The 20,797-nt window shown below is 56.6% G+C and carries 17 protein-coding genes and 2 pseudogenes; 8 read left to right on the top strand and 11 right to left on the bottom strand.

What is annotated here, in order from left to right:
- Positions 1–6: 6 nt before the first annotated feature.
- Both LJ360_RS13775 and LJ360_RS13780 read right to left on the bottom strand, forming a co-directional pair.
- The gene (locus LJ360_RS13775; RefSeq protein ID WP_264994307.1) at positions 7–1,182 is read right to left on the bottom strand and encodes a thiolase family protein; all 1,176 of its coding nucleotides are present in this window, start codon (positions 1,180–1,182) and stop codon (positions 7–9) included.
- Positions 1,175–2,047 (bottom strand): CoA transferase, encoded by an 873-nt coding sequence (locus LJ360_RS13780; protein WP_264994308.1) that lies wholly within the window; start codon positions 2,045–2,047, stop codon positions 1,175–1,177. Before LJ360_RS13780 ends, LJ360_RS13775 begins: the two co-directional genes overlap by 8 nt.
- A 440-nt stretch (positions 2,048–2,487) precedes the next feature.
- Here LJ360_RS13780 and LJ360_RS13785 point away from each other — a divergent pair, with 440 nt between their 5' ends.
- Complete coding sequence (locus LJ360_RS13785; RefSeq protein WP_264994309.1) at positions 2,488–3,651, top strand: C4-dicarboxylate TRAP transporter substrate-binding protein; 1,164 nt, start codon at positions 2,488–2,490, stop codon at positions 3,649–3,651.
- A 57-nt stretch (positions 3,652–3,708) separates the two neighbouring features.
- Here the strand turns inward: LJ360_RS13785 and LJ360_RS13790 are convergent, their stop codons facing one another.
- Both LJ360_RS13790 and LJ360_RS13795 read right to left on the bottom strand, forming a co-directional pair.
- Positions 3,709–4,890 (bottom strand): acyl-CoA dehydrogenase family protein, encoded by a 1,182-nt coding sequence (locus LJ360_RS13790; RefSeq protein WP_264994310.1) that lies wholly within the window; start codon positions 4,888–4,890, stop codon positions 3,709–3,711.
- A gap of 83 nt (positions 4,891–4,973) precedes the next feature.
- On the bottom strand, positions 4,974–5,393 hold the full coding sequence (locus tag LJ360_RS13795; RefSeq protein ID WP_245742734.1) for an RrF2 family transcriptional regulator: 420 nt from the start codon (positions 5,391–5,393) through the stop codon (positions 4,974–4,976).
- Between the two features lie 216 nt (positions 5,394–5,609).
- Here LJ360_RS13795 and LJ360_RS13800 point away from each other — a divergent pair, with 216 nt between their 5' ends.
- The 4 genes from LJ360_RS13800 to LJ360_RS20060 all read left to right on the top strand — a co-directional run bounded on the left by LJ360_RS13800 (position 5,610) and on the right by LJ360_RS20060 (position 8,682).
- Positions 5,610–6,929, top strand: a complete 1,320-nt coding sequence (locus LJ360_RS13800) for an AMP-binding protein (RefSeq protein ID WP_264994311.1) — start codon at positions 5,610–5,612, stop codon at positions 6,927–6,929.
- A 17-nt stretch (positions 6,930–6,946) separates the two neighbouring features.
- Positions 6,947–7,201 (top strand): AMP-binding enzyme, encoded by a 255-nt coding sequence (locus tag LJ360_RS13805; protein ID WP_264994312.1) that lies wholly within the window; start codon positions 6,947–6,949, stop codon positions 7,199–7,201.
- A 140-nt stretch (positions 7,202–7,341) separates the two neighbouring features.
- Positions 7,342–8,028: a helix-turn-helix transcriptional regulator gene (locus LJ360_RS13810; RefSeq protein ID WP_264994313.1), complete on the top strand. Its 687-nt coding sequence runs from the start codon at positions 7,342–7,344 to the stop codon at positions 8,026–8,028.
- Between the two features lie 441 nt (positions 8,029–8,469).
- Positions 8,470–8,682 (top strand): transposase, encoded by a 213-nt coding sequence (locus LJ360_RS20060; protein WP_413774368.1) that lies wholly within the window; start codon positions 8,470–8,472, stop codon positions 8,680–8,682.
- 3 nt (positions 8,683–8,685) lie between these two features.
- On the opposite strand, the gene LJ360_RS13815 is transcribed toward LJ360_RS20060, so the two are convergent.
- On the bottom strand, positions 8,686–9,939 hold the full coding sequence (locus tag LJ360_RS13815) for an IS256 family transposase (protein WP_091854776.1): 1,254 nt from the start codon (positions 9,937–9,939) through the stop codon (positions 8,686–8,688).
- 294 nt (positions 9,940–10,233) lie between these two features.
- On the opposite strand from LJ360_RS13815, the gene tnpB reads away from it, so the two are divergent.
- Together tnpB and tnpC are read left to right on the top strand one after the other, a co-directional pair.
- Complete coding sequence (tnpB, locus tag LJ360_RS13820; protein WP_264994314.1) at positions 10,234–10,569, top strand: IS66 family insertion sequence element accessory protein TnpB; 336 nt, start codon at positions 10,234–10,236, stop codon at positions 10,567–10,569.
- A 75-nt stretch (positions 10,570–10,644) separates the two neighbouring features.
- Positions 10,645–11,892: pseudogene (tnpC, locus tag LJ360_RS13825) on the top strand (IS66 family transposase); the annotation flags it as partial.
- Between the two features lie 103 nt (positions 11,893–11,995).
- Here tnpC and istB read toward each other — a convergent pair.
- Both istB and istA read right to left on the bottom strand, forming a co-directional pair.
- On the bottom strand, positions 11,996–12,751 hold the full coding sequence (gene istB / locus LJ360_RS13830) for an IS21-like element ISSpu5 family helper ATPase IstB (RefSeq protein ID WP_264994315.1): 756 nt from the start codon (positions 12,749–12,751) through the stop codon (positions 11,996–11,998).
- A 12-nt stretch (positions 12,752–12,763) separates the two neighbouring features.
- Positions 12,764–14,305 carry an IS21 family transposase gene (gene istA / locus LJ360_RS13835; RefSeq protein WP_264994316.1) on the bottom strand — a complete coding sequence of 514 codons (1,542 nt, stop codon included), beginning with the start codon at positions 14,303–14,305 and terminating at the stop codon, positions 12,764–12,766.
- Between the two features lie 184 nt (positions 14,306–14,489).
- Here istA and LJ360_RS13840 point away from each other — a divergent pair.
- Positions 14,490–14,816: pseudogene (locus tag LJ360_RS13840) on the top strand (IS66 family transposase); the annotation flags it as partial.
- A gap of 195 nt (positions 14,817–15,011) precedes the next feature.
- Here the strand turns inward: LJ360_RS13840 and LJ360_RS13845 are convergent.
- From LJ360_RS13845 to LJ360_RS13860, 4 genes are read right to left on the bottom strand one after another with little or no spacing between them, the layout of a single operon-like run.
- Entirely contained in the window at positions 15,012–15,620 is a 609-nt protein-coding gene (locus LJ360_RS13845; protein ID WP_264994317.1) for a condensin complex protein MksE, read from the bottom strand.
- On the bottom strand, positions 15,613–17,040 hold the full coding sequence (locus LJ360_RS13850) for a hypothetical protein (protein ID WP_264994318.1): 1,428 nt from the start codon (positions 17,038–17,040) through the stop codon (positions 15,613–15,615). The genes LJ360_RS13845 and LJ360_RS13850 overlap by 8 nt, the downstream gene beginning before the upstream one ends.
- The gene (locus LJ360_RS13855) at positions 17,033–19,975 is read right to left on the bottom strand and encodes a hypothetical protein (protein WP_264994319.1); all 2,943 of its coding nucleotides are present in this window, start codon (positions 19,973–19,975) and stop codon (positions 17,033–17,035) included. The genes LJ360_RS13850 and LJ360_RS13855 overlap by 8 nt, the downstream gene beginning before the upstream one ends.
- On the bottom strand, positions 19,968–20,750 hold the full coding sequence (locus tag LJ360_RS13860) for a hypothetical protein (protein WP_264994320.1): 783 nt from the start codon (positions 20,748–20,750) through the stop codon (positions 19,968–19,970). The genes LJ360_RS13855 and LJ360_RS13860 overlap by 8 nt, the downstream gene beginning before the upstream one ends.
- Positions 20,751–20,797 lie beyond the last annotated feature (47 nt).

Raw genomic sequence — 20,797 nt, forward strand, 5'->3', positions numbered from 1 at the left:
TTCTCCTCAGATGCGTTCAATTATTGTTGTGTTGGCAGTGCCATGAGCTTCACAGATAGTCTGTAAGCCCAACTTCTTCCCTGAGCGTTCAAGTTCACAAAGTAAATCCGTAAGCATGCGGGCACCGGTTGAGCCCAGCGGGTGCCCGATTGCGACTGAGCCACCGTTGACATTGAGCTTGTCATCCGGAATATCGAATTCGCGCTGAAACATCAGCGGTACGCCTGCAAAAGCCTCGTTGACCTCGTACAAATCAATGTCCGCCGCGCTTAGTCCCGCCATTTTTAGTGCCTTGTGGGTAGCCTCAAGTATCGCGGTGAACTGGATCACGGGGTCCGCACCCGCGACCGACATAGCACGAAAGCGGGCGCGTGGTTTGAGGCCTTTTTGCTCAGCATATCCACGATCAGCGACCAGTAGTGCCGCCGCACCGTCGCTAACCTGAGATGCGTTCGCGGCCGTCGTGCGGCCATTTTTCGCAAAGACCGTCTTCAGGCCCGCTATCTTCTCCGTATCGAGATGCTCGCGAATGCCCTCATCAGCGGAAATACATGGACCGTTGGGGTCTTGGGGATCGGCGGTGATTGGCACCATCTGTTTGACAAAAGCACCAGCCCTGGTAGCAGCGAGGGCCCGCTTATGACTTCGAACACTGTAAGCATCAAGTTCCTCGCGACTAAGCCCGAAGCGATCGTTCATGAGTTCGGAACTTGGCCCCTGTGCCATAAGTCGACCGTCGTAGCGCTCCAGCTCAAGCGGTCCGTACTGCGGGCCGAGTGGCGCACCTGGCTGAAATGCTGACGGCATAGTCACCTGCGACATCGATTCAACCCCACCTGCGATCACCAGATCATAACTACCAGCCATGACACCATGGGCGGCAAAGCTGACTGCCTGCTGGCCGGAACCACATTGGCGGTCCACAGTTACCGCGGGCACGGACTCGGGCAAGCCGGCGGAAAGCACGGCATGACGGGCGATGTTGGAGGACTGTTGGTCGTGCTGCAGCACGCAGCCAGCGATCACGTCGTCGATTGTGGATGGATCAACGCCGCTGCGATCAACAAGATATCTTAGAGTGCAGCCGAGCAGGTCGGCGGGATGCCATTGGCTCAGTATTCCACCACGTCTGCCGACCGGGGTTCTTACGGCATCGACGATAACTGCTTCACGATTAGTCATTTGTTACTCCGGAGGTAGGGGTCTTGACTTCGGCCAGAGGAATATCGAGCTCGCGACCGATCACTTCCCAGTAGCTTGTAGGCCGTGTTTTAAAAGTGGACTCGAGCTCCTCAATCGTACGACCGATATGCTCTGAAACCCGGGCGGCAAAGTGGGGCTCGAGCGCACCGAGAGCGACATAGCCGTCCAAAGTGGGATATATGCGGTAGGTGGGTAACGCTCCCCCCAGAGGCGTTGCAGGCCCCATCAGACCGTGGCGAACTGCGGCACCAGCCATCTGAGCGGCATGGTCAAGTACTATCTTGTAGTGGCCACCCCTACCAACGCGCGTTCGACTCAGGAGTCCCGCGACCGCAGCAGAGACCGCACGCTCAGCACCCAGAAAGTCCGCCACCGGAACGAGTGGCATGGTCGGCGGACACAACGTGCCGTGTGCAGCCTGATAGGTCAGATCATGCCCGGGAACTTCAGCCGCATCTCCGTCGTGGCCGACTATTTCGACGTGAACCAGAGCAGGGTGAGTCTCGGAGAGTCGGTGTAGGTCAAGACGGCTTAACGCAGACGGACGCATGGCCGTTATTAGGGCATCAGCATCTGCAAGGTAATCATCGAGACGGCCTCGCTGCTCGGACTGCTTTAGATCCAGGACAACGATCTCTTGATCACCCACAAGCTCGTCGTACCAAGCTCGGGCCACTGCAGCAAGCGGATCTCCAGCTGGGGGCTCAATTTTAGTGACCTGTGCACCCATGCTAGCCAGTTGCGCGGCCGCGACGGGGCCTGGCAGGTTGGAGGCGAGCGAGACGACCCGAATCCCGGCCAGTGGTTCCGGTGAGGAAGTGCTCATTAAAGCAACCGATTTCATCATTATCACCTGTCGAATTCATCAATACTATACGACTGTATAGCATAATATACGAAGGTACAATATCAACGTTTCTGGTAACTTTGCACGTCTCGACCGATCGCGGCTTCTCAGCGAACAAAGCCAACGCCAGCGTGATAATCCGGTCATGTGCGAGGAACTACGCAGACTCAGCTATGCAACTACGAGTTAGATAGTGAAGAAGACGGTGGGGCTATCCCCTAAAGTGAATAGCGACTTGACTGCGAAGGGGTTCTACCCCGTTACTGCGGACACTTCTAGAAAGAGTTTGGACTTCCCCCGGTGTAGTGGACACGCCTAGCCTAGGATTCCGGCATGGAGTTCGTCTTCTGTATGAAAGATTTATTGACGTATCTCCAACTTCCTCTACACTTCGGTATTGGTTACGATAACAATAACCTTAGCCTAGGAGATTCATTATGAAACTGAACAAAAACAAAACGATCTCACTCCTGTCTGCACTCGCTGTGGGTGTTACTTTAGCCTCAACCAGCACTCAAGCAGTACAGCTTCGTCATGCCACCGGCTATGCACCCGGTTCCATGGGGGCAGAATCAACGACAACCTACGCCGAAGCGATGGAAGAGATCTCAGGGGGCGATGTCAGCGCCAAGGTGTATGCCTTGTCACTGTTAAACTGGGCGGAAATGTCTGATGGCATCCGAGATGGCATGGCAGACAGTGGAACACTTCTGTTTCCTTACTTTCCTGCCCAATATCCGCTCAATAGCATGCTCGCCGAACTTTCTATGGTGGTGCAGCTTGGGGAATCAATAGACTCAAAACTCATGGGGCTTGCCTATGCTGGCGCTCTCTCAGAGTACCTGATGCTTGATTGTCCGGAATGTATGCAGGAGTTCGCACAACAGGGACAGGTCTTTACCGGTGCAGGGGCAACCACACCTTACTACCTGCTATGCAACACTCCCGTAACCTCATTGGCAGACGTTGCAGGAAAGCGCCTGCGTGCAGGGGGCGCCCAATGGGCGCGCTGGGCGGAGGACCTTGATGCCTCACCGGTGTCCATTCCCCAGAACGAGGTTTACGAGGCAATGAGCCAGGGAGTTCTGGACTGCTCTATGATGTCCACTCCAGAACTCACCCTGATCAACCTGATGGAAGTCGTAACCGATATCACAGTAAACGTGCCCGGTGGCCTGTTCGCAGGTTTGGCGGTCAACAATATTAATAGCGATACCTGGAGTAGCCTGACGGAAAAGCAGCGCACCCACGTGATGCGCGGGTCTGCGCTGTTTGCCGCCGATATAAGCTGGTCTTACATGCTTAGCCATGAGGAAAACATGGCTTCTGTGGAGTCGGACCCTGAGATTCAAGTACATCAGCCCGACCAGGACCTGATTACGGCGACAGCCGAGTTTACTCGCAGGGATGCCGAACAGATTGCCTCGGCCTATGAAGAAAAATATGGAGTGGAAGATGCTGCCCGGATCGTCAAGGAATTCTCGGAAACGCTCAATCGGTGGCTGCCACTCGTTAAAAGCGTTGAAAGCAGCGAGGAGCTGACGGAGCTTTTCTGGAAGGAAGTCTGGTCTAAAGTGGATGTTAACAACCACGGCGCCTGAGCACTGTTTCCCTGCCCTCATGGGCAGGGAAACACACCCTGCCGGAACCTGCCTCCCCTAATGTGCCCGTCCTAGCATATCTCGAGCAATAACCTCCTTCATAATTTCAGAGGTACCGGCATAGACTGTCTGCACCCGGGAATCCACATAAAACCGGGAGATAGGATATTCGAGGGTATAACCGTAACCGCCAAACAGCTGCATACAGCGATCAATACAGCTGCACTGCATCTCCGTTAGCTGCAGCTTGATGACAGCCGCATCCACCGCTGTCATTTCACCCGCCAGGTAGCGTTGCAGGCACTGGTTGTAATACCCGCGCCCCATATCAAGGTCCGCCCGCACCTGGGCAAGGGTAAACCGGGTATTCTGGAAATCCGCGATGCGCTGGCCAAATGCCCGGCGATCCTGGACGTAGTCCAGGGTCAGTTTCAGCGCACCCTCGATGGCTCCCAGTGCTTGGGCAGCGACGCCCAGACGCTCGCGGGGCAATTCCTGCATCAGGTAACCAAACCCTTTGCCTGCCTCACCCAGCAGGGCATCGTCAGGAACGACCAGGTCATCGAAGAAAAGCTCAGCGGTATCGCTGGCATGCTGGCCAATCTTGCGGATCGACTTGCCACGGGCAAAACCCGGCAAGGTGGTGTCGACCAGAAACAGCGACACACCACGAGCCCCGGCGCCCGGATCGGTCTTGGCACAGACGATGACCATGTCTGCGAGGATGCCATTGGTAATAAATACCTTGGCCCCGTTGATCTTCCAGCCCCCATCCACTTTCTGGGCTGAGGTACGCATACCCGCAAGGTCGCTGCCGGCACCCGGTTCCGTCATTGCAATAGCGCCCAACACCTCGCCACTTGCCATCCGCGGCAGCCACTGCTGCTTTTGCGCGTCGGTGCCCAGCCGCTCAATGTAGGGAATGACAATATTTGAATGGATGTTGTAGCCACCGGTCAGGCCCCCGAAGCCCTGCCGTGATATTTCCTCAACGATCATCAGGCAGATATCCGGCCCTGCATCAGAGCCGCCATATTCCTCGGGAAGGTCCACGCCAAGCAGGCCGGCCTCGCCCAGTTTGTTCCAAAGTTCCCTGGGAACCTGGTGGGCTTCCTCCCAGTCGTCATAAAAGGGCGCCACTTCCTGATGGAGGATTTTTCGAACCGAATCCAGAAACAGGTTGTATTCCTCACCGGTTGTCGAATCAGTAACTGCAAAAGCAGATGGTGTACTACTCATTATTTCGAACCCTCATTTTTGTTGTGGAATTAATGGGGCGCACCTGTGTAATGCACGCAGCGACTGCCAGGAAAACCAAGGAATCAGGCTTTCATGTGGGATGGGGTAATAGCATCGGCCAGCCCCTCCTTTTCCAGTGCCCTGTCAGCACTATAAAGGGATGACACCTTGATTGAGGCCAGACGATTTCGGAAATCCCGGTCCATCTCATTCCGAAGACCGCTCAGTACGTCATGCACATAGCACCGGTCTTTCCAGTCTGAAAACGGATTATCTATCGAGAAAAGCTCCACGTTTGGCTCCGCAACTGCCTCAAATACATCCAGCAAAGAGACAGTGGATGGTGCGCGGGCCATTGTGACCCCTCCTTTCCCTCCCCTGGTTGATGTCAGCAAGCCCGCCTGGACCAGGCGTGAGATGAGTTGGCGCACCCTTGACGGATTAACATTCACCCACTTTGCAATGGTCCGTGAGGAGTGCTGCTTCTCGCTGTGATACGCCACAAAGGAAAGGATGTAACACGCTGTGGTGAACTTTGTTGAGTTCAAGGAAACCTTCCTATGCTGGTGCAAGTCATTCGGCCGGCTTGACCTCGAACGCCATGCTCTTATATGTTAAATGTTTCAGTAACTATAACCATCAAACGCGAATACATCAACAAAGCATCAATGCCCGTCACATCCAATCTGGCGGTGCCCTGATGGACCTAGGAGCCAATAATGACAACAAATGCTCTGGAGCAAACCATTGCTGCAGCCCGCGAACAGACTATTTCCGGCATGTTACGGCGTACAGCCAGGAGGAACCCTGACAAGACAGCCGTTATTTGCGGTCAGATAAACTGGAGCTATCGCGAATTTGATGACATTTGCGACCGTCTCGCCAACGCTTTGATCCGGCGCGGCGTGCAATGTGGTGACAAGGTCGCCATCCTGGCTAGAAACTCCCATGGTTTCGTCGCAATGCGCTTTGCACTTGCCCGCATTGGCGCGGTTCTGGTGCCGGTCAATTTCATGCTGAATGCCAAAGAGATGGCCTACATCCTTACCCACTCAAAGGCCAGGATCCTATGTACGGACACCTCAATGGCAGACATGGCCAGGGAGGCTGCCAGCCAGAATACCAATGTCGACGAATTTCTCTGGATTCCGGATGAGGCTGGCTCAGCCCCCCTTTCAGGTATGACGTCGTTCGACGACCTCCTTATTGAGGGAGCCGATTCCAATCAACAGCGCCCCCGTGTATCAGGGGACATGCTGGCACAAATTGTTTATACCAGTGGCACCGAATCCCTTCCAAAGGGTGCCATGCTTACACATGAAGCCGTCGTGACCCAGCATATGAGCTGCGTCATGGCTGCTGGATTCGAGTCGTCAGACATAATGCTGCACGCATTGCCGCTGTTTCACTGCGCGCAACTCGACACCTTTTTCGGGACCTGCGTTTACGCAGGTGTCACGAACGTCATCACCGCCACTCCCTCTCCGGAGGTCATTCTCCCAGCGCTTGAAAAGTACCAGGTCACCTCGTTTTTCTCTCCACCCACCGTCTGGATATCACTGCTTCGCTCCCCAATGTTTGACAGCGAAAAATTGTCCAGTTTGCGCAAGGGATACTATGGCGCCGCGATTATGCCAGTCGCCGTTCTGCAGGAACTTCAAGAGCGCCTGCCAGAGGTCCGCTTATGGAACCTGTATGGCCAGACCGAAATTGCTCCCACGGCGACTATTCTCGGGCCGGAGGACCAGATACGGAAAGCCGGATCAGCAGGTAAGCCTGTGTTCAATGTTGAGACTCGTGTGGTGGATGACGCTGAGCAGGAGGTGCCAGCAGGGACCGTTGGTGAAATCGTGCATCGGTCACCCCAGCTTATGAGTGGTTATTTCAATGATGAAGAGCGCACCAGGGAGGCATTCAAGGGCGGCTGGTTTCATAGTGGAGATTTAGGATTCTTCGACGAGGAAGGCTATCTGACGATCGTCGACCGCAAGAAAGACATGATCAAGACCGGAGGCGAGAACGTTCAAGCAGAGAGGTAGAAGAAACCATCTTCCAGATGGACCAGGTTTCAGAGGTAGCCGTTATTGCTGTAAGCGACCCTGTTTGGGTTGAAGCTGTTACTGCAATTGTTGTTCCCCGGGACGGTTCGACCATCGACCAAGAGATGGTCGTCAATCATTGCAAGGCGCGACTGGCAAGCTTCAAGGTTCCCAAGCGAGTGGTTGTCGCCGATGCCTTACCGCGTAACCCGAGTGGCAAAATCCTCAAGCGAAACCTGAGAGAGCTTTATGAGGTGTCGGCCGAGAGTTGACAAAAACCAACTGTTACCTCTGGGGTTATTTCTTTCGGCGCAAGAAAACAGATATCCGGCGAAGCTGCTAGCGCACTCCAGCCCCAAGACCAATAACCTTTCCGCCGGGTTTCGCAACGCACAAGACAGGAGTTTTGTTTATGGCTACTCCCGAATCCTTTCAGGGCCGGCTCAAAGCCCCGGCCATTGTTGCTCCCATGTTTCTCACTTCGGGCCTGGAACTAGAGGTAGAAAGCCGCCTCAACGGTGTCGAGGACGCCTTTCCGGGCCTTAATCAACGTCCCAGCGAAGACTTCGTAGAGTGGCTGGAGGAGATTGACGCCCACCCTGAGGGCAAGGATGCCGCGCCTTGTAGCTTGAACCTGATCGTCCTCAGCTCTAAACACCACCTACAGGAAGCCCTGGAGATTATGAGGGGTGTGTTACACATCGCCTCTTCGGAAGTGTACGTGAGGCGAATCGAGGATGAAGGCCAAGCGGTTGGCACCTTGGCGCTGCTTTTATCCCAGAGCCTGAAGGAAAATAATGAGCATACCGAGCCGCTCCGCATCGATCATATCCAGTCACTGCTGGATACCTTCGGTCCAGAAATCCAGGAGCAGGCAGCCTCACCAAAGCCGCAAAGCACCCTGCTGGATCCCCTCACCCGCAAGGAAACCCGGGTAGTGCAGTTATTGTCCGAGGGCTATTCCAACAGCACCATGGCGGAGAAACTGTGCGTCTCCGACAGCACCGTGCGGACTCATTTACGGAATATTAATTCCAAGTTGAATGCGAGTAATCGGACGCAGGCTGTGGCTATCGCCCGGCGTCTCGGTATTGTCTAATGTTTTGAGTTTTGGTGACTGAGTGTTTATTAGGGATCCGGGGCTCAAGACCTTGGTGGGAGCCTCCACTGTCCCCCCATCAGGCCTTGGCGGTAAACCACTTTGAAAAAGAGTCCAATCATGAGCACACTCGGTACCGGACAACGCCCGCTGACGGCCGAACACTGAGTGCAGTCGCAGATTCCGCATCCAGCGAATGCCCCGAGGCCGAGCCGACATCGCTGCTGAAATCCAACTATCTAAATCACTTGGGCCCAGGGCAAAGTCTACCCCCCGTGGTTGCAAACCGGGCATTAGAATCGCTTTGAGTGAGTACGGTATGTCTTGGTTAATAGGTTTTAGTAGTCCGATTTACTAATGTAAGCGGCCGGTAATCCCATCTTGAGCCAGCCGCTGCCGCCGTCAGGATAGTGTCCACTTATTTTCTAGTGGACACTTAACATGAATGACTTAAGCGTAACCAAACCCTACCAACGCCGTCGCCGGTTTTCCCGCGAATTCAAAGCCGAGATTGTCGCCCAATGTCTGGCACCTGGTGCCTCCGTTTCCCGGATCGCCCTGGATAACGGCCTCAACGCTAACATGGTCCGGCGCTGGATAAGAGAAGTGCAGCGAGCGGATAAAACACGAGTTATTGTCAAATCTGGTGTATGACCATCAGGCAGCGTTCCTGTCAGATTGGTCTTCCACCTGTATTCCATCCTGAAACTGTACGTTGTCCACGACCAGCTTCAGTTGGTCGAACCCCTTGATCCGCTTCCAGCGTTTCTGGGCGGACTGGAGCAGCTTGAACACCATCGATAAGGTGGTGTCACGGCTGCCGCAGGAGCGGCTCCGCTTGGTTCTCAGTCGTACTGTGGCGAAGGTGGATTCAATCGGATTGGTGGTCCGTAAGTGAATCCAGTGAATCGCCGGAAAATCATAGAAGGCCAACAATTCATCCCGATCCTTCTCCAGGTTTTCCATGGCCTTGGGGTACTTGTCCCGGAACCGCCGCAGGGTGCTGTCGAACGCCTTGTGGGCACTGTCTCGTGTCTCGGCCAGATAGATCTCATGCAAGGCTGACTTCACCTTCGGCTGCACCGACTTGGGCAGCTTGTCCAGCACGTTGGCGGTTTTATGGACCCAGCACCGCTGATGCCGGGTATCCGGAAACACCTTGCTCAGGGCCTTCCAGAAGCCCAGTGCGCCGTCGCCAACAGCCAGCTTGGGCGAGGGCTCCAGGCCCCGTTCCCGCAAATCCGTGAGTAGCTCTCGCCAACTGGCCTCGGACTCCCGGTGGCCGTCCTCGACAGCAACCAGCTCCTTGTGACCATGCTCGGTCACGCCGATGATCACCAGGAGGCAGAGCCGGTCGTCCAGGCGGACGTTGCTGTACACGCCGTCGGCCCACCAGTACACATAGCGTTTCTGGCTCAAGTCCCGTCTCTGCCAGTCCTTGTGCTCATCAAGCCATTTCACCTTGAGCCGGGATACCGTGTTAGCCGACAGGCCATTGGCCTGCTCGCCGACCAGCGCGCTCAGGGCCTCCTGGAAGTCACCGGAGGAAACGCCACGCAGGTAGAGCCAGGGAATCAGTTCCTCCAGGCTCCGGGCGCGCTTCAGGTACGGTGGCAGCAGGTGGCTGTTGAAGCGAATGCCAGCGCCACTGCGGTCCCGGGCCTTGGGAACCCGGACTTCCACGTCGCCGACGCCTGTCTGGACAGTGCGTTTGGGAAGGTGTCCATTACGCACCACAGCACGGCGGCCATCCGGCGTCTTGACGTCCGCGTACTGCTTCAACAGGCTCTCCAGCTCCGTCTCAACGGCCTGTGCGATCAGATCCCGGGCACCCTGCCGGATCAACTCGTGCAACGGGTCGTTGCTGGCTACCTCTGGTTGTGAAAGAGCATGCAGGTTAGACTTGGACATGGCGTATCATTCCTCTGTTGGTTGTGATCTTGGCGGAAATCAACCAACAGGATACGCCACCCCTTCAGCCTGCTTCCATACACCAGAAATCACCATAACTCATAAAACACCAGCAACACCTGGATTTGTTCCGGTTAGCCTGCCAGCGGCAAACTCTACACCGGACAATCAATCGGTCTCAGGCAAGCGTAGCGCTATCCGAATTGAGATTCCCCGCGCCGGTGGCGCGGTGATAGTAGAGTGGCCTGCGGAGCAGGCCCACCAGTGTGCCGCTCTGTTGCGGGACCTGCTGGGATGATCCGGATTGACGAGATCTGGTTGGCCACCGAACCGCTGGATATGCGGGCCGGGCCAGACAAGGCCCTGGCCCGGGTTATTCAGGTCTTCGGTTCTGCCAGACCCCATTGCGCCTACCTGTTCGCCAACAAGCGAGGCAACCGAATGAAGGTTTTGATCCATGATGGTCTGGGCATCTGGCTCTGTGCCCGCCGGCTGAATCGAGGCAAATTCCACTGGGGCGAAACCTGGCGCGGTGACCAACTGAGCCTGACCGAGGAACAGTTATCCGCCCTCGTTCAGGGTCTGCCCTGGCAGCGCCTTGGAGCCGACGGCGTCATCTCCATCCTGTAACCACAAGTGCCGTAATGCCGCTATAGCCAGAACCGCGAATCGGCCACAGCACAAGGGCTTGGCATACTAAGGGGCATGACTCAGCGCCCTGACATCAACCAACTCTCTGCCGATCAGCTCCGTGCCCTGGCGACGGAACTGATGGACTCTCTGGATGCCAAGGATCAAGTCTTGGGCCGGAAGGAGCGAGAGTTGGTGCGCAGCAACGCCATCATCGAGAAGCTGACTCACGAAGTAGCCATCCTCAAGCGCCACAAGTACGCCCGGCGTAGCGAGCAGCTGGACGCGGTTCAGGGAAAGCTGCTGGATGAACTGATCGACAGCGACCTGGCCGCGATCGAAGCCGAGCTGGATCAGGCGATGACCGAGGAGCAGAAAGCGGCACGGCCAAAGCAAAAACCCAAGCGCACACCACTGCCACCAGAGCTGCCCCGTCCCCTGATCCACCACGAACCTGCAAACACCCAGTGCCGATGTGGTTGTCAGCTCAAACGCATTGGCGAAGACGTCAGCGAGAAGCTGGACTACGTCCCGGGCGAGTTCACCGTGGAGCGTCATATCCGGGGCAAGTGGGCCTGCGACAAGTGCGAGACCCTGATCCAGGAACCGGTACCACCGCAGGTGATCGACAAAGGTATCCCCACCGCCGGTCTGCTGGCCCAAGTGCTGGTGGCCAAGTACGCGGATCATCTACCTCTGTACCGTCAGGAACGCATCTTCGGTCGTGCTGGCTTGGAGATCCCACGCTCCACGCTCGCTGAATGGGTGGGTGCCTGTGGTGTGCAGTTGCAACCCCTGGCGGATGCGCTGCGAAGCGCCTTGCTGGAACACAACGTTCTGCATGCCGATGAAACCCCGGTCAGCATGCTGGCCCCGGGCAAGAAGAAAACCCACAAGGCCTATGTCTGGGCCTACTGCACCACACCGTTCTCGGACCTGAAAGCCACTGTTTATGACTTCGCGCCCAGTCGGGCGGGTGAACACGCCCGCACCTTCCTGGGCGACTGGCAGGGCAAACTGGTGCGTGACGACTACGCCGGCTACAAGGCCGGGTTCGGTAACGGCATCACCGAAATCGGCTGCATGGCCCACGCCCGGCGCAAGTTCTACGACCTGCACGAAGCCAACAAGAGCGAGCTGGCCGCGAAGGCACTGGAATACATCGGCGGGCTGTACGAGATCGAGCGGGACACCAAAGACCTGCCCCCGGACAAGCGGCAGGAAATACGACAAGCCAAAGCGAAGCCGATTGCCGATGCACTGCATCAATGGATGCTGGCGCATCGCCAGAAAGTGCCGGATGGCTCCGGCACGGCCAAAGCTGCGTAAACCGCCGAAGGTTGCCACCCATTCCACGTGAAGCCTGCCACCCGGACCGGAGCAAGGCTGCCACCCATCGGAGCGTAGCGACGCGGGGTTTCTCTTCTTACTCCGAAGCCGTAGTGTCCGTCAACTTTGCCTGCCGCTTTCGCATGGATTGGCCCCGCAGACTGATCTTGTAGGCGTTGTGAACGAGCCGGTCCAGAATGGCGTCTGCCAGAGTGGCGTCACCGATCACGCCATGCCATTCCTCGATGGGTAATTGGCTAGTGGCGATAGTGGAGCGCCGGCCATGTCGGTCTTCCAGCACCTCCAGCAAGTCCCTTCGGTTCTCCGCGCTCAGCTTCATCAGCCCCCAGTCATCCAGGATCAGCACGTCGACCTTGGCCAGACTTGTCAGGAGTTTTGAGTATTGGCCGTCGCCCTTGGCAATGGTCAGCTCCCGCATCAGTCGGGTCAGGCGCACGTACTGTGCGGTGTAGCCTTCCCGGCAGGCCTTGTGTGCCAGTGCACAGGCCAGCCAGGTTTTGCCAACCCCGGTGGGACCAGTGATGAGCACGTTCAGGTGTTCTTTGACCCACTGGCAGCCAGCCAGGGACTGTACAAGCCCCTTGTCTAGGCCGCGTGAGTTCCGGTAGTCAATGTCTTCGAGGATGGCCGTGTGTCGCAGCCTGGCACGGCGCAACCGGCTGCTCATGCGCCGGTTATCTCGCTCGGTCATTTCCCGGTCCACGAGCAGCCCGAGGCGCTCCTCGAAGCTCAGATCGGTGATGTCGGGAGTGGCCGACTGATCCGCCAGGGCGGCGGCCATGCCGGTCAGTTTGAGGGCGTGGAGCTTGTCCAGTGTGGGATGTTTCAGCATGTCAGAGGTCCTTCAGTGGTAGTAGGCGGGGCCACGGATGTTGTCGTGAGTGTCGGGTAAGGCCAGCTCCTGTTGCTCTTCCAGGGGCTGCTGATCCAGGCGATGCTTGAGGATGGATTCGATGCTCTTGTAGCGGCAGCTGCCCAGCATCAGGGCGCGCTGGCAGGCGGCCTCCAGCCGGGACTCGCCGTAGCTCTGACCCAACCGGAGAATGCCCAGGCAGGAGCGGTAAGCCTGCTGTGGGTGCTTGCGGGCACCCAGTGCGGTGCGGATAAGCTTCTCCGTCGCCGGTCCGGTCTTGGCTGCCCAGGCGATCAGCCGTTCCGGCGACCACTCACCAGCCTGGCGATGGGATTCGGGCATGTGCGCGGCGATGGTGGTGTGCCGTCCCTTCTGGTCGGAACGCCGGTGACTGGCGATCCGGTTGCCCCGGTAAAAGCACTCGATGGTGTTGTGGGTGATGCGAACCTCCACCTCTTTCTTGATCAGGGTGTAGGGCACCGAGTAGTAATGCCCGTCGATGGCCACGTGGTAGTCGATGTGAACACGGGCCTTCTTCCACTCCGCGTAGACGTACGGCTCCGTCGGCAACGGTTGCAGGACCGGCTTGTCCAACTGTTCGAAGTGGTCGCGCCGGCAGCCGGGTAACTTGCGGAAGGGGCGGGTGTTCAGCCGCTCCAGCAGCTCACGGATGGTGGCGTTGAGTTGCCCCAGTGAGAAGTGTTGGCGATGGCGCAACGCTGCCAGGATCCAGCGCTCGACGATCAACACACCCCCTTCCACCTTGGCCTTGTCGCGGGGCTGACGGGCGCGCGTGGGGACGATGGCGATCCCATAATGGGTAGCCATATCCTGGTAAGTTGGATTGAGGTCCGGCTCGTATCGGTGAGCCTTGGTAACGCCCGATTTTAAATTGTCGGGGACCACTAATTCCGGCACTCCGTTCAGGTACTGGAAGGCCCGGGTGTGAGAGCCGATCCAGTCCGGCAATGTCTGGCTCCAGGTGGCTTCGGCGTAGGTGTAATTGGATGCGCCCATCACCGCGACAAAGACTTGCGCGTCATGGATCTCTCCGGTGGTGCGGTCAATGACGGGCACGGTCTGGCCGGCATAGTCCACGAACAGCTTCTCACCGGCCCGGTGGTCCTGGCGCATCACCAGGTCCAGCTTGCCCCGCCAGGCCCGGTAGTGCTCGCAGAACCAGCTGTACTGATAACCGTCCGGGTTGGCTTGCCGATACTCCTGCCAGAGCAGGAACAGGGTGACATTCTTGCCCGTGAGTTCGTCGCGAATGTGTTGCCAGTCGGGTATACCTCTGGCCTGTGCCGGCAGGTCCGGTGGCGGCGGGAACAGCAACTGCTCCAGATGGGCCTCATCCAGATCCGCTGGCAACGGCCAGCTCAGACCGGCCTCAACCGTGCGGCGCAGGTATTCGCTCACGGTGGGACGGCTGACGCCACAGGCCGCCGCAATCTGGCGGTTGCTCAGCCCTCGCTCCCACTTGAGGCGAAGAACTTCTTTGATCTTACGCATGGATAACCTCTTCGCTGGCATCGGGCCCATCTCCGGATGAAAAGGGTCAGAGTACCGTTAAGTTATCCCGCGCCGGACGATTTTGATGGAGCTTCAGGCAGCCTGCCGGGGTGGCAGCTTTGCCGTGGAATCAGTGGCAGCTTTCGCGTGGAATGGGTGGCAGGCTTCGTCTGGAATCAGTGGCAACCTTGGTCTGGAATACGCAGCCAAAGCCCTGGATTACAGCCTCAAACGTTGGGAAGCGCTGACGCGCTACCTGGATGATGGCGCTGTACCCATCGACAACAACTGGGTGGAAAACCAGATCCGACCCTGGGCACTCGGCCGTTCCAACTGGCTGTTCGCGGGATCGCTGCGCAGTGGTCAGCGTGCGGCTGCGGTGATGACCCTGATCCAGTCAGCCAAGCTGAATGAGCATGATCCGTACGCCTATCTGAAGGATGTGCTGACCCGGCTGCCGACACAGAAGAACAACGCCATCGACGAGCTATTGCCCCACAACTGGAAGCCGGCTATACCTGACAAGGTGTAATGCTCGAACGCTTACTTACTAATTAGTAAATCCAGATACTAAACGGTGTTAAAAGGCCAGCTGAGGTCAAGTGCCCCCAAGCGGTTTGAGCAACCGTGTCTCCAACACTGCACCCTCGGAGAGAGTCATCCTGCTCGGAGTGGAGCTCCCTCCTGTCACCGTATTAGGTTCAACCAGAGTTGGAAAATCTGGCTCCTAATCCTGCTCATATTCCCTAACCAGCTCCTGCAAAAAATAAAGCCCTGCCGAACTCAGAAACCATCGGTCCGCGCCAGAGCGAAACAGCAGATTACGTTTGTCCAGATACTCCAAAGCTTCAGGCAAGCCTTTGTCGAAGCGGGCCGCCCTGAGTATGTCCTGATACTCGTCATCGTCTGCCATAGCGCTGACGTCTTGATCATTCAAGCCAGCATCGGGACGGCCCAGGTAATCCAGGTCCCGGCCGCTGCGAGCGAAATAACGCCCGATCAGCAGCAGGATGACTTGTACCCGGAAAGCGTTCTCATCGTGTTCCTCACTTTCGTCGTCGCTGCTCTCTTTCAGAAAGAAGAATGCTCCGCTCTCATTAAACACCAGTTCACTGCCCAGGTGCTCGTAGAAGGTCCGGAAATGGGACAGATGGTTGTACAGTACGTTATAGAGCAGATTGGGCCGTAGCTCCGAGCGGTTGCTGTCCCAGACATCCCGGACAATCACACGTCCAGCCTGAAATTCCCGGTAGATGGCAGCGCTATGGGCGGGAAGGATCTGATCGAAATCGCTATTGGCTTTCGCTAGTTCTTGAATATCACTCGATTCAGACATGTTGTGCCTCCGCTTGCGTTTGCGGCGTCCGGTTCTCCAGGAGACGTTTGCGATAGACGAACTGCCCGGATTCCGGCTCCTGCTCCAGGGTGCGGAAGCGATTGGTGGTAATCACCTGCATGCCCTCCGGCGGTGTATTGATCAGCCAGTTCAGGGCAGCAAGCAGATCAGGGAACCGGTAACCGGGCATGAAACCTTCCAGCCGACCGTGCAGCTCCCGCACAAGGTCCTGGGTGGGTCTCAGCTGCAGGGTTTCCAGCCACTGGTAGAGCTGATTGATTCGTTGCACATCCACCCGGGCATAGCGTCCACTGCCCTCAACTTCCTGCAGCACCGGCACTTCATCTTTACGCTGCAGGTCCGCCAGGCGCAGTTCCAGCTCGCTAAACAACAGCTGGTAGTAGCTGGCAGAGCCGCCAAAGGCATAGTGTTTGGGTCGCTGCTGGGCTCGCAAGCCCACCAGGAAGCCGGTACCACGGGCGAATTCGCCACCTTCCAGCCATTTGCGGCGCAGGCTGAGGGTTTCGGTTTCACCCTTAAGTTCCCGCAGCTTGTCGTAAAAATTCTCCATGGCGTTGTATTGGACCATGCCTCGACGGGTTTTGCGCAGGAAGTGCTCCACCTCCTGGGCTACCGACTGTATAGGCTTGTAGAGCGCGTTAAGACTCAGAGATGACCGGAACAACTGGTCCGCCAGGCTGAGATCACCATGGCTTTCCAGCAGCCGGACCATTGCTTCCAGGGTTTCAAACAGGTTGGTGCCGTCAGGCAACCGGGTGTCCGGGTTCAGGAATACAAGGATAGGCTTAATGTGCCGGTTGTACAGGGTTACGATCTGCTCAAACAGGTTCTGGCGAAATTCGAGGTACTTATCGGGCGCCCGGCTGGCATCACCCGACATATCCGCCAGCCGGGCGCTGATAGTCTGCATACGTAGCACATTCTGGCGCAGCATGCCGATCAGCTGACTTACCCGCTCGTTAAGGTCATCTCGCAATTCGGTGTAATCCAGATCGGCCTCGCTGAAGCTGCTCGTCTCCAAACGATCGCGCACATCTCGCAGGGTAACCAGGTGGCCCCGCAATCGGGCATCAGTAAGTTCCTGGTAGAGCGAGGCATTGCACGCCCGCATCAGGTTGATCAGCGCATCCTGGAAGACAAGCCGACGTTCGCCTTCCGCCTTGATGATGTCGATCACCAGACCGGTGCGGAACAGGTTGTCGGTGTTCATGGCCAGTCGCAACCGGTCCCGGTCAGCCTTGCCCAGATTACGAGTGTACTCCATGACCTCAGCCACCAGGTCGCTCTCGCGAATGTAGCGGGTTTCATTACGATCCATCCGTTCGATCAGCCGGAATAGGATTTTCGGGTGATCAAAGATCAACCGGGTCGTATCCAGCGTGCTGAAACGCTTACTCATCCGAGGGCTCCAGCAAACTGTTCTGGGTATGGTCCGCCCAGTGGCTCAGGGACTCGCCATCGGTGAAGCCTTCCGGCCCGCCCCAGAAAACCAGCGTTCGCTGCGGGCTGTACGGTCGAGCCGTGCGCATCTGCCCCACTTCCAGATGGCGGCCAATGAGATAAATTATTTCGGCACTGGCACTGTGAGTGGCCGCAGAAAACAGGTTGAAGCCCTGCTTGCGCAAACGCTCCAGGAGGGACGGAACCTGGCTGATGTCCACACTGGCCAATTCGTCCAGTACCATCGGAAACGACAATTGTACGCCCGGATAAAGTACCCGCTTGAGCAGACGGTATACCAACTCCAGATTGATCAGGGCTGTGGTGGATGTGGACTGACCTTTCCGGTCCAGCGTGGAGGTGTTTTCCTTGCGGGTACGGTAGGAAATACCAGTGATCACCTTGTCCATGGTCAGCCGTCTGCTTTCGCCCTGCTCTCCGAAAAAATCCGCCACAAATACCCGCAGCCGATCATAGAAAGCGTCAGATTGCAGCTGACTGCCGAACGGGTCGATGTTGTTTGCTTCCTCCACCAGATTGCGGAACTTCGGATCCTTGTGGATATCCACCCGGATCTCCACCAGGTCGTTGATCTGAACCCCATCCAGCTCCCGATTGAGTTGAGACTCGAAACGGGTAACATGCTCGTCATTGGATTTCAGAGCCTGCCGGTAGCTCGCCACGGTTTCATTGTGAATGCCGACCTGCTCTTCCAGTACCCGCCAGCGCTCGGCCAAGCCGGCAAACAGGTCAGACAGGCTTTTGAATGCCTGGCGGATCGCGGCCGAGGTGGGGCTGTCCTTCTGCAATTCGCCATCAGTGTCCTCATGAATGCCCTCGTAAACGAACCGACGTAGGTGCTCCAGAATATCCCGACGCAGGTCTTCCAGCTCGTTCAACTGAGCCTGCAGGTCATCAAACGCAACCGCGGAGACGTGCTCAATGGCCAGAGGTTGTTCGGACTGCACTGATTTCAGATGAGGAAAGCGGTGCTCCACCACACCCACACTGCGGCTGAGGCCAACGAGCTCGCGCTCCAACTCTTCAATGCGCTCCTTTTCGGCTTTTGCCTTGGCGGCCTTTTCCTGCAGCGCGTCCTGTTTCTTTCGCTCTTGCCGGGCCTGTTCCTCCTGTTTTGCCAAGGCTTCTTTCGCCGCTCGTTTTTCCTCCGTCGCATCACTCAGTGATGTCTCAACCGCTGGATAGCGAGCCAGGGTATCCAGGTCATTTTCAATCGCTCGGATTTCCTTTTCCGTACGGTCAATCAGACGCGGCCGATCATGCTGCTGATTGGTGGTATTTGTCAGCTCTAACCGCTCTGTCTCCAGGCCATTCAACTCGCCGTGGAGACGCTGTCGCTGTTCGGCAAAGTTTTCCTGGCGCACCGGTTGTGGCTGGTATTCGGTATCGAACCACTCAAAGCCCCGTTCGCTGGGCTCAAACAACCTGGCGAAGGCTTCGATCGCCGACTTGCTGTTGGCGTCCAGGTCTCGACCCGAACTGGCCATCATCAGACGTGGGTCGACAGAGCGCAGTGGCCCAGCCACGGACTCATCAAGCTGATTTTGCAACTGCCACTGCTGCTTGCTCTCACGCTCCCGGACAGTTTCAAGCTTCTTGTCCAGTCGTCGTTTCTTCTCTTCGAGCTGTTGCAACCGGATTTCAGCCTGGGCAGCGCTTTTCAAGGCCGCCAGGTGGTCCTTTTTGCTCTTCAATTCATCGCGTTGTATGTCCTCAATTTCCTGCAGGGACATCGACCCATATCGCGAGACCAGTAGATCACCGTCTTTTTTGTTCTGCTCCGCCTGCTTTATCCGGCGATCGGCAGAGCGGATTTCTCCAGTCAGGTTGTCGGCTTCCTGCTTGAGTTTATCCAGGGTTCGACGAACATGACGCAGGGTTTCGTTTTGCTCGGTGTAAGCCTCCATCGCCGTCTTGCGGCGGCGGGCAATATCAGCGCAGGCATTGTCCAAACCATCCCGGAAGGCCGCAAAGTCAGTCTGGCTGCGCAGTAACGCCTGATATTTCTGGTAATCATTATTGAGCTTGTCGAACCGCGCACGCTCTTTTTCAATTCGGTTGAGCTGGGCCTGCTGCTGTTTAAGCTGATCATGGTGGTTCAGAAAATCATCGATATTGAAATCGAAAGCATCGTCCGCGAACTTTTTGTCCGCCTCGATAATGCTGGCTACTGCATTGGCCATGGCCTGGTCGTCGGCTTTCATCTCGAACAGCAGTAGGATCAAAGTACGCAGGGACTGTACACGACGCTCGTCGGATTCTCCCAGCGGCAGTACGGAGTAACGCACTGCATCCACGTTCATCAGTTCGCTGCTATACAGCATCCTCTTGAGCTGGGCCGGCTCATTGATAAAGCGGGTATCTTTGGAGAGTTTTTTTACGGCTTCCGACACACGGCTGAATGACAAATCCGGCACTGCTTGGCCAATGCCATCCGAGTCGTCGCCACTCCAGAACAAAGGCCGGAGCTGATCATAGCTTTTCGGCACAAATGCCCGGCCATAGCTGAGCTGGTTCCTATTTTCCCGGTACAGAATCTGGCAGTGCACACCAGCCGGGTTTTCCGCCTCCATGATCAGGAAGCTGAACTGGGTGGGAAAGTAATGCTGGTAGCTTTCCTCATTGGTGTAGAAACTGCCGGCACTGGCGTTGCGGAAGGCGAATTTCTTACGGCTGTTCTTGAAATTGTTCTCGGGCAGCAGAAATAAGCGCAAGGAATTGAGCAGACTGGATTTGCCAAGATTACCCGGCCCCAGAATCAGGCCATGGTTGTCTACCGGAATTTCCACATAACAGAAGCCAGCGGAGTCCACCAGAACCAGCCGACGGATCCCAAAGTTGAAGGCGCTGGAACCAGCCTGTACATCATTCATCCAGAATCACTTCCTGTTCCATAAAATTACCGGTGGCGCGAAAAACCTGTGCCAGCGATGTAAACCCCAGATCTTCCGCCAGTCTCAGGGCTCTTGTAAATCGTTCGGTGGAGTCAGGCATTTTGACGAAATGGCCAAGCCAGGCCTGCCAGTTAGCTGGCTGCACAAAGACAGCGGCATTACCCAGCGCCGCGACAATAGATGCGTACATTTGCAGCCCGCCCGCGTCATAGTCAAATGCACATAACACTTCCTCGTAATCACCCAGCCATTCAATAACGGCCGCCCGGGTGATCCGGTTTCCTCCACCAAGTACTACATCGCATGTCGCCAGATCCAGTCGCTTATCCAGGACCTCGTCAGCAAACGCCAACATCTGCTCGTAACAATAGAAATTGCGTTCGTTCTCCACCACCAACACCCGTGACGCCCGACGAAAGCCCTTGTCGACAGCATCGCCAGCAATCACTACTACATCCGGTCGGCTGGAGGTCAGTGCCTGATGGTATGCAAGAAGGAAACTGACATTGGTCCCGTGGCGGTGGGAATCTCCCTTTCTGGCTGCATCCGCACGGCTCACAGGAACCGCTGCCAAGTTCTGGAGCTCGACAAAAGCCGTTTCATCCAAAATCGTGACAATCCAACGATTGCCTCCAACCTTCTCCGTTGCAAAGAGGTCCCGATGGCGACGACGAAACGGTTTCGGGAGTTTCTTTAGAAAGACCTCATAATTGATCGCCTCGCCGCGAAGGATTTTCTGGAGATAGTCGTTCAATTATTCACCTGACGATACACAATGAAATTTGTTCGATATTCTATAGC

Source organism: Marinobacter sp. AN1, from assembly GCF_026013985.1.
In the GTDB taxonomy this organism is placed as follows: domain Bacteria; phylum Pseudomonadota; class Gammaproteobacteria; order Pseudomonadales; family Oleiphilaceae; genus Marinobacter; species Marinobacter segnicrescens.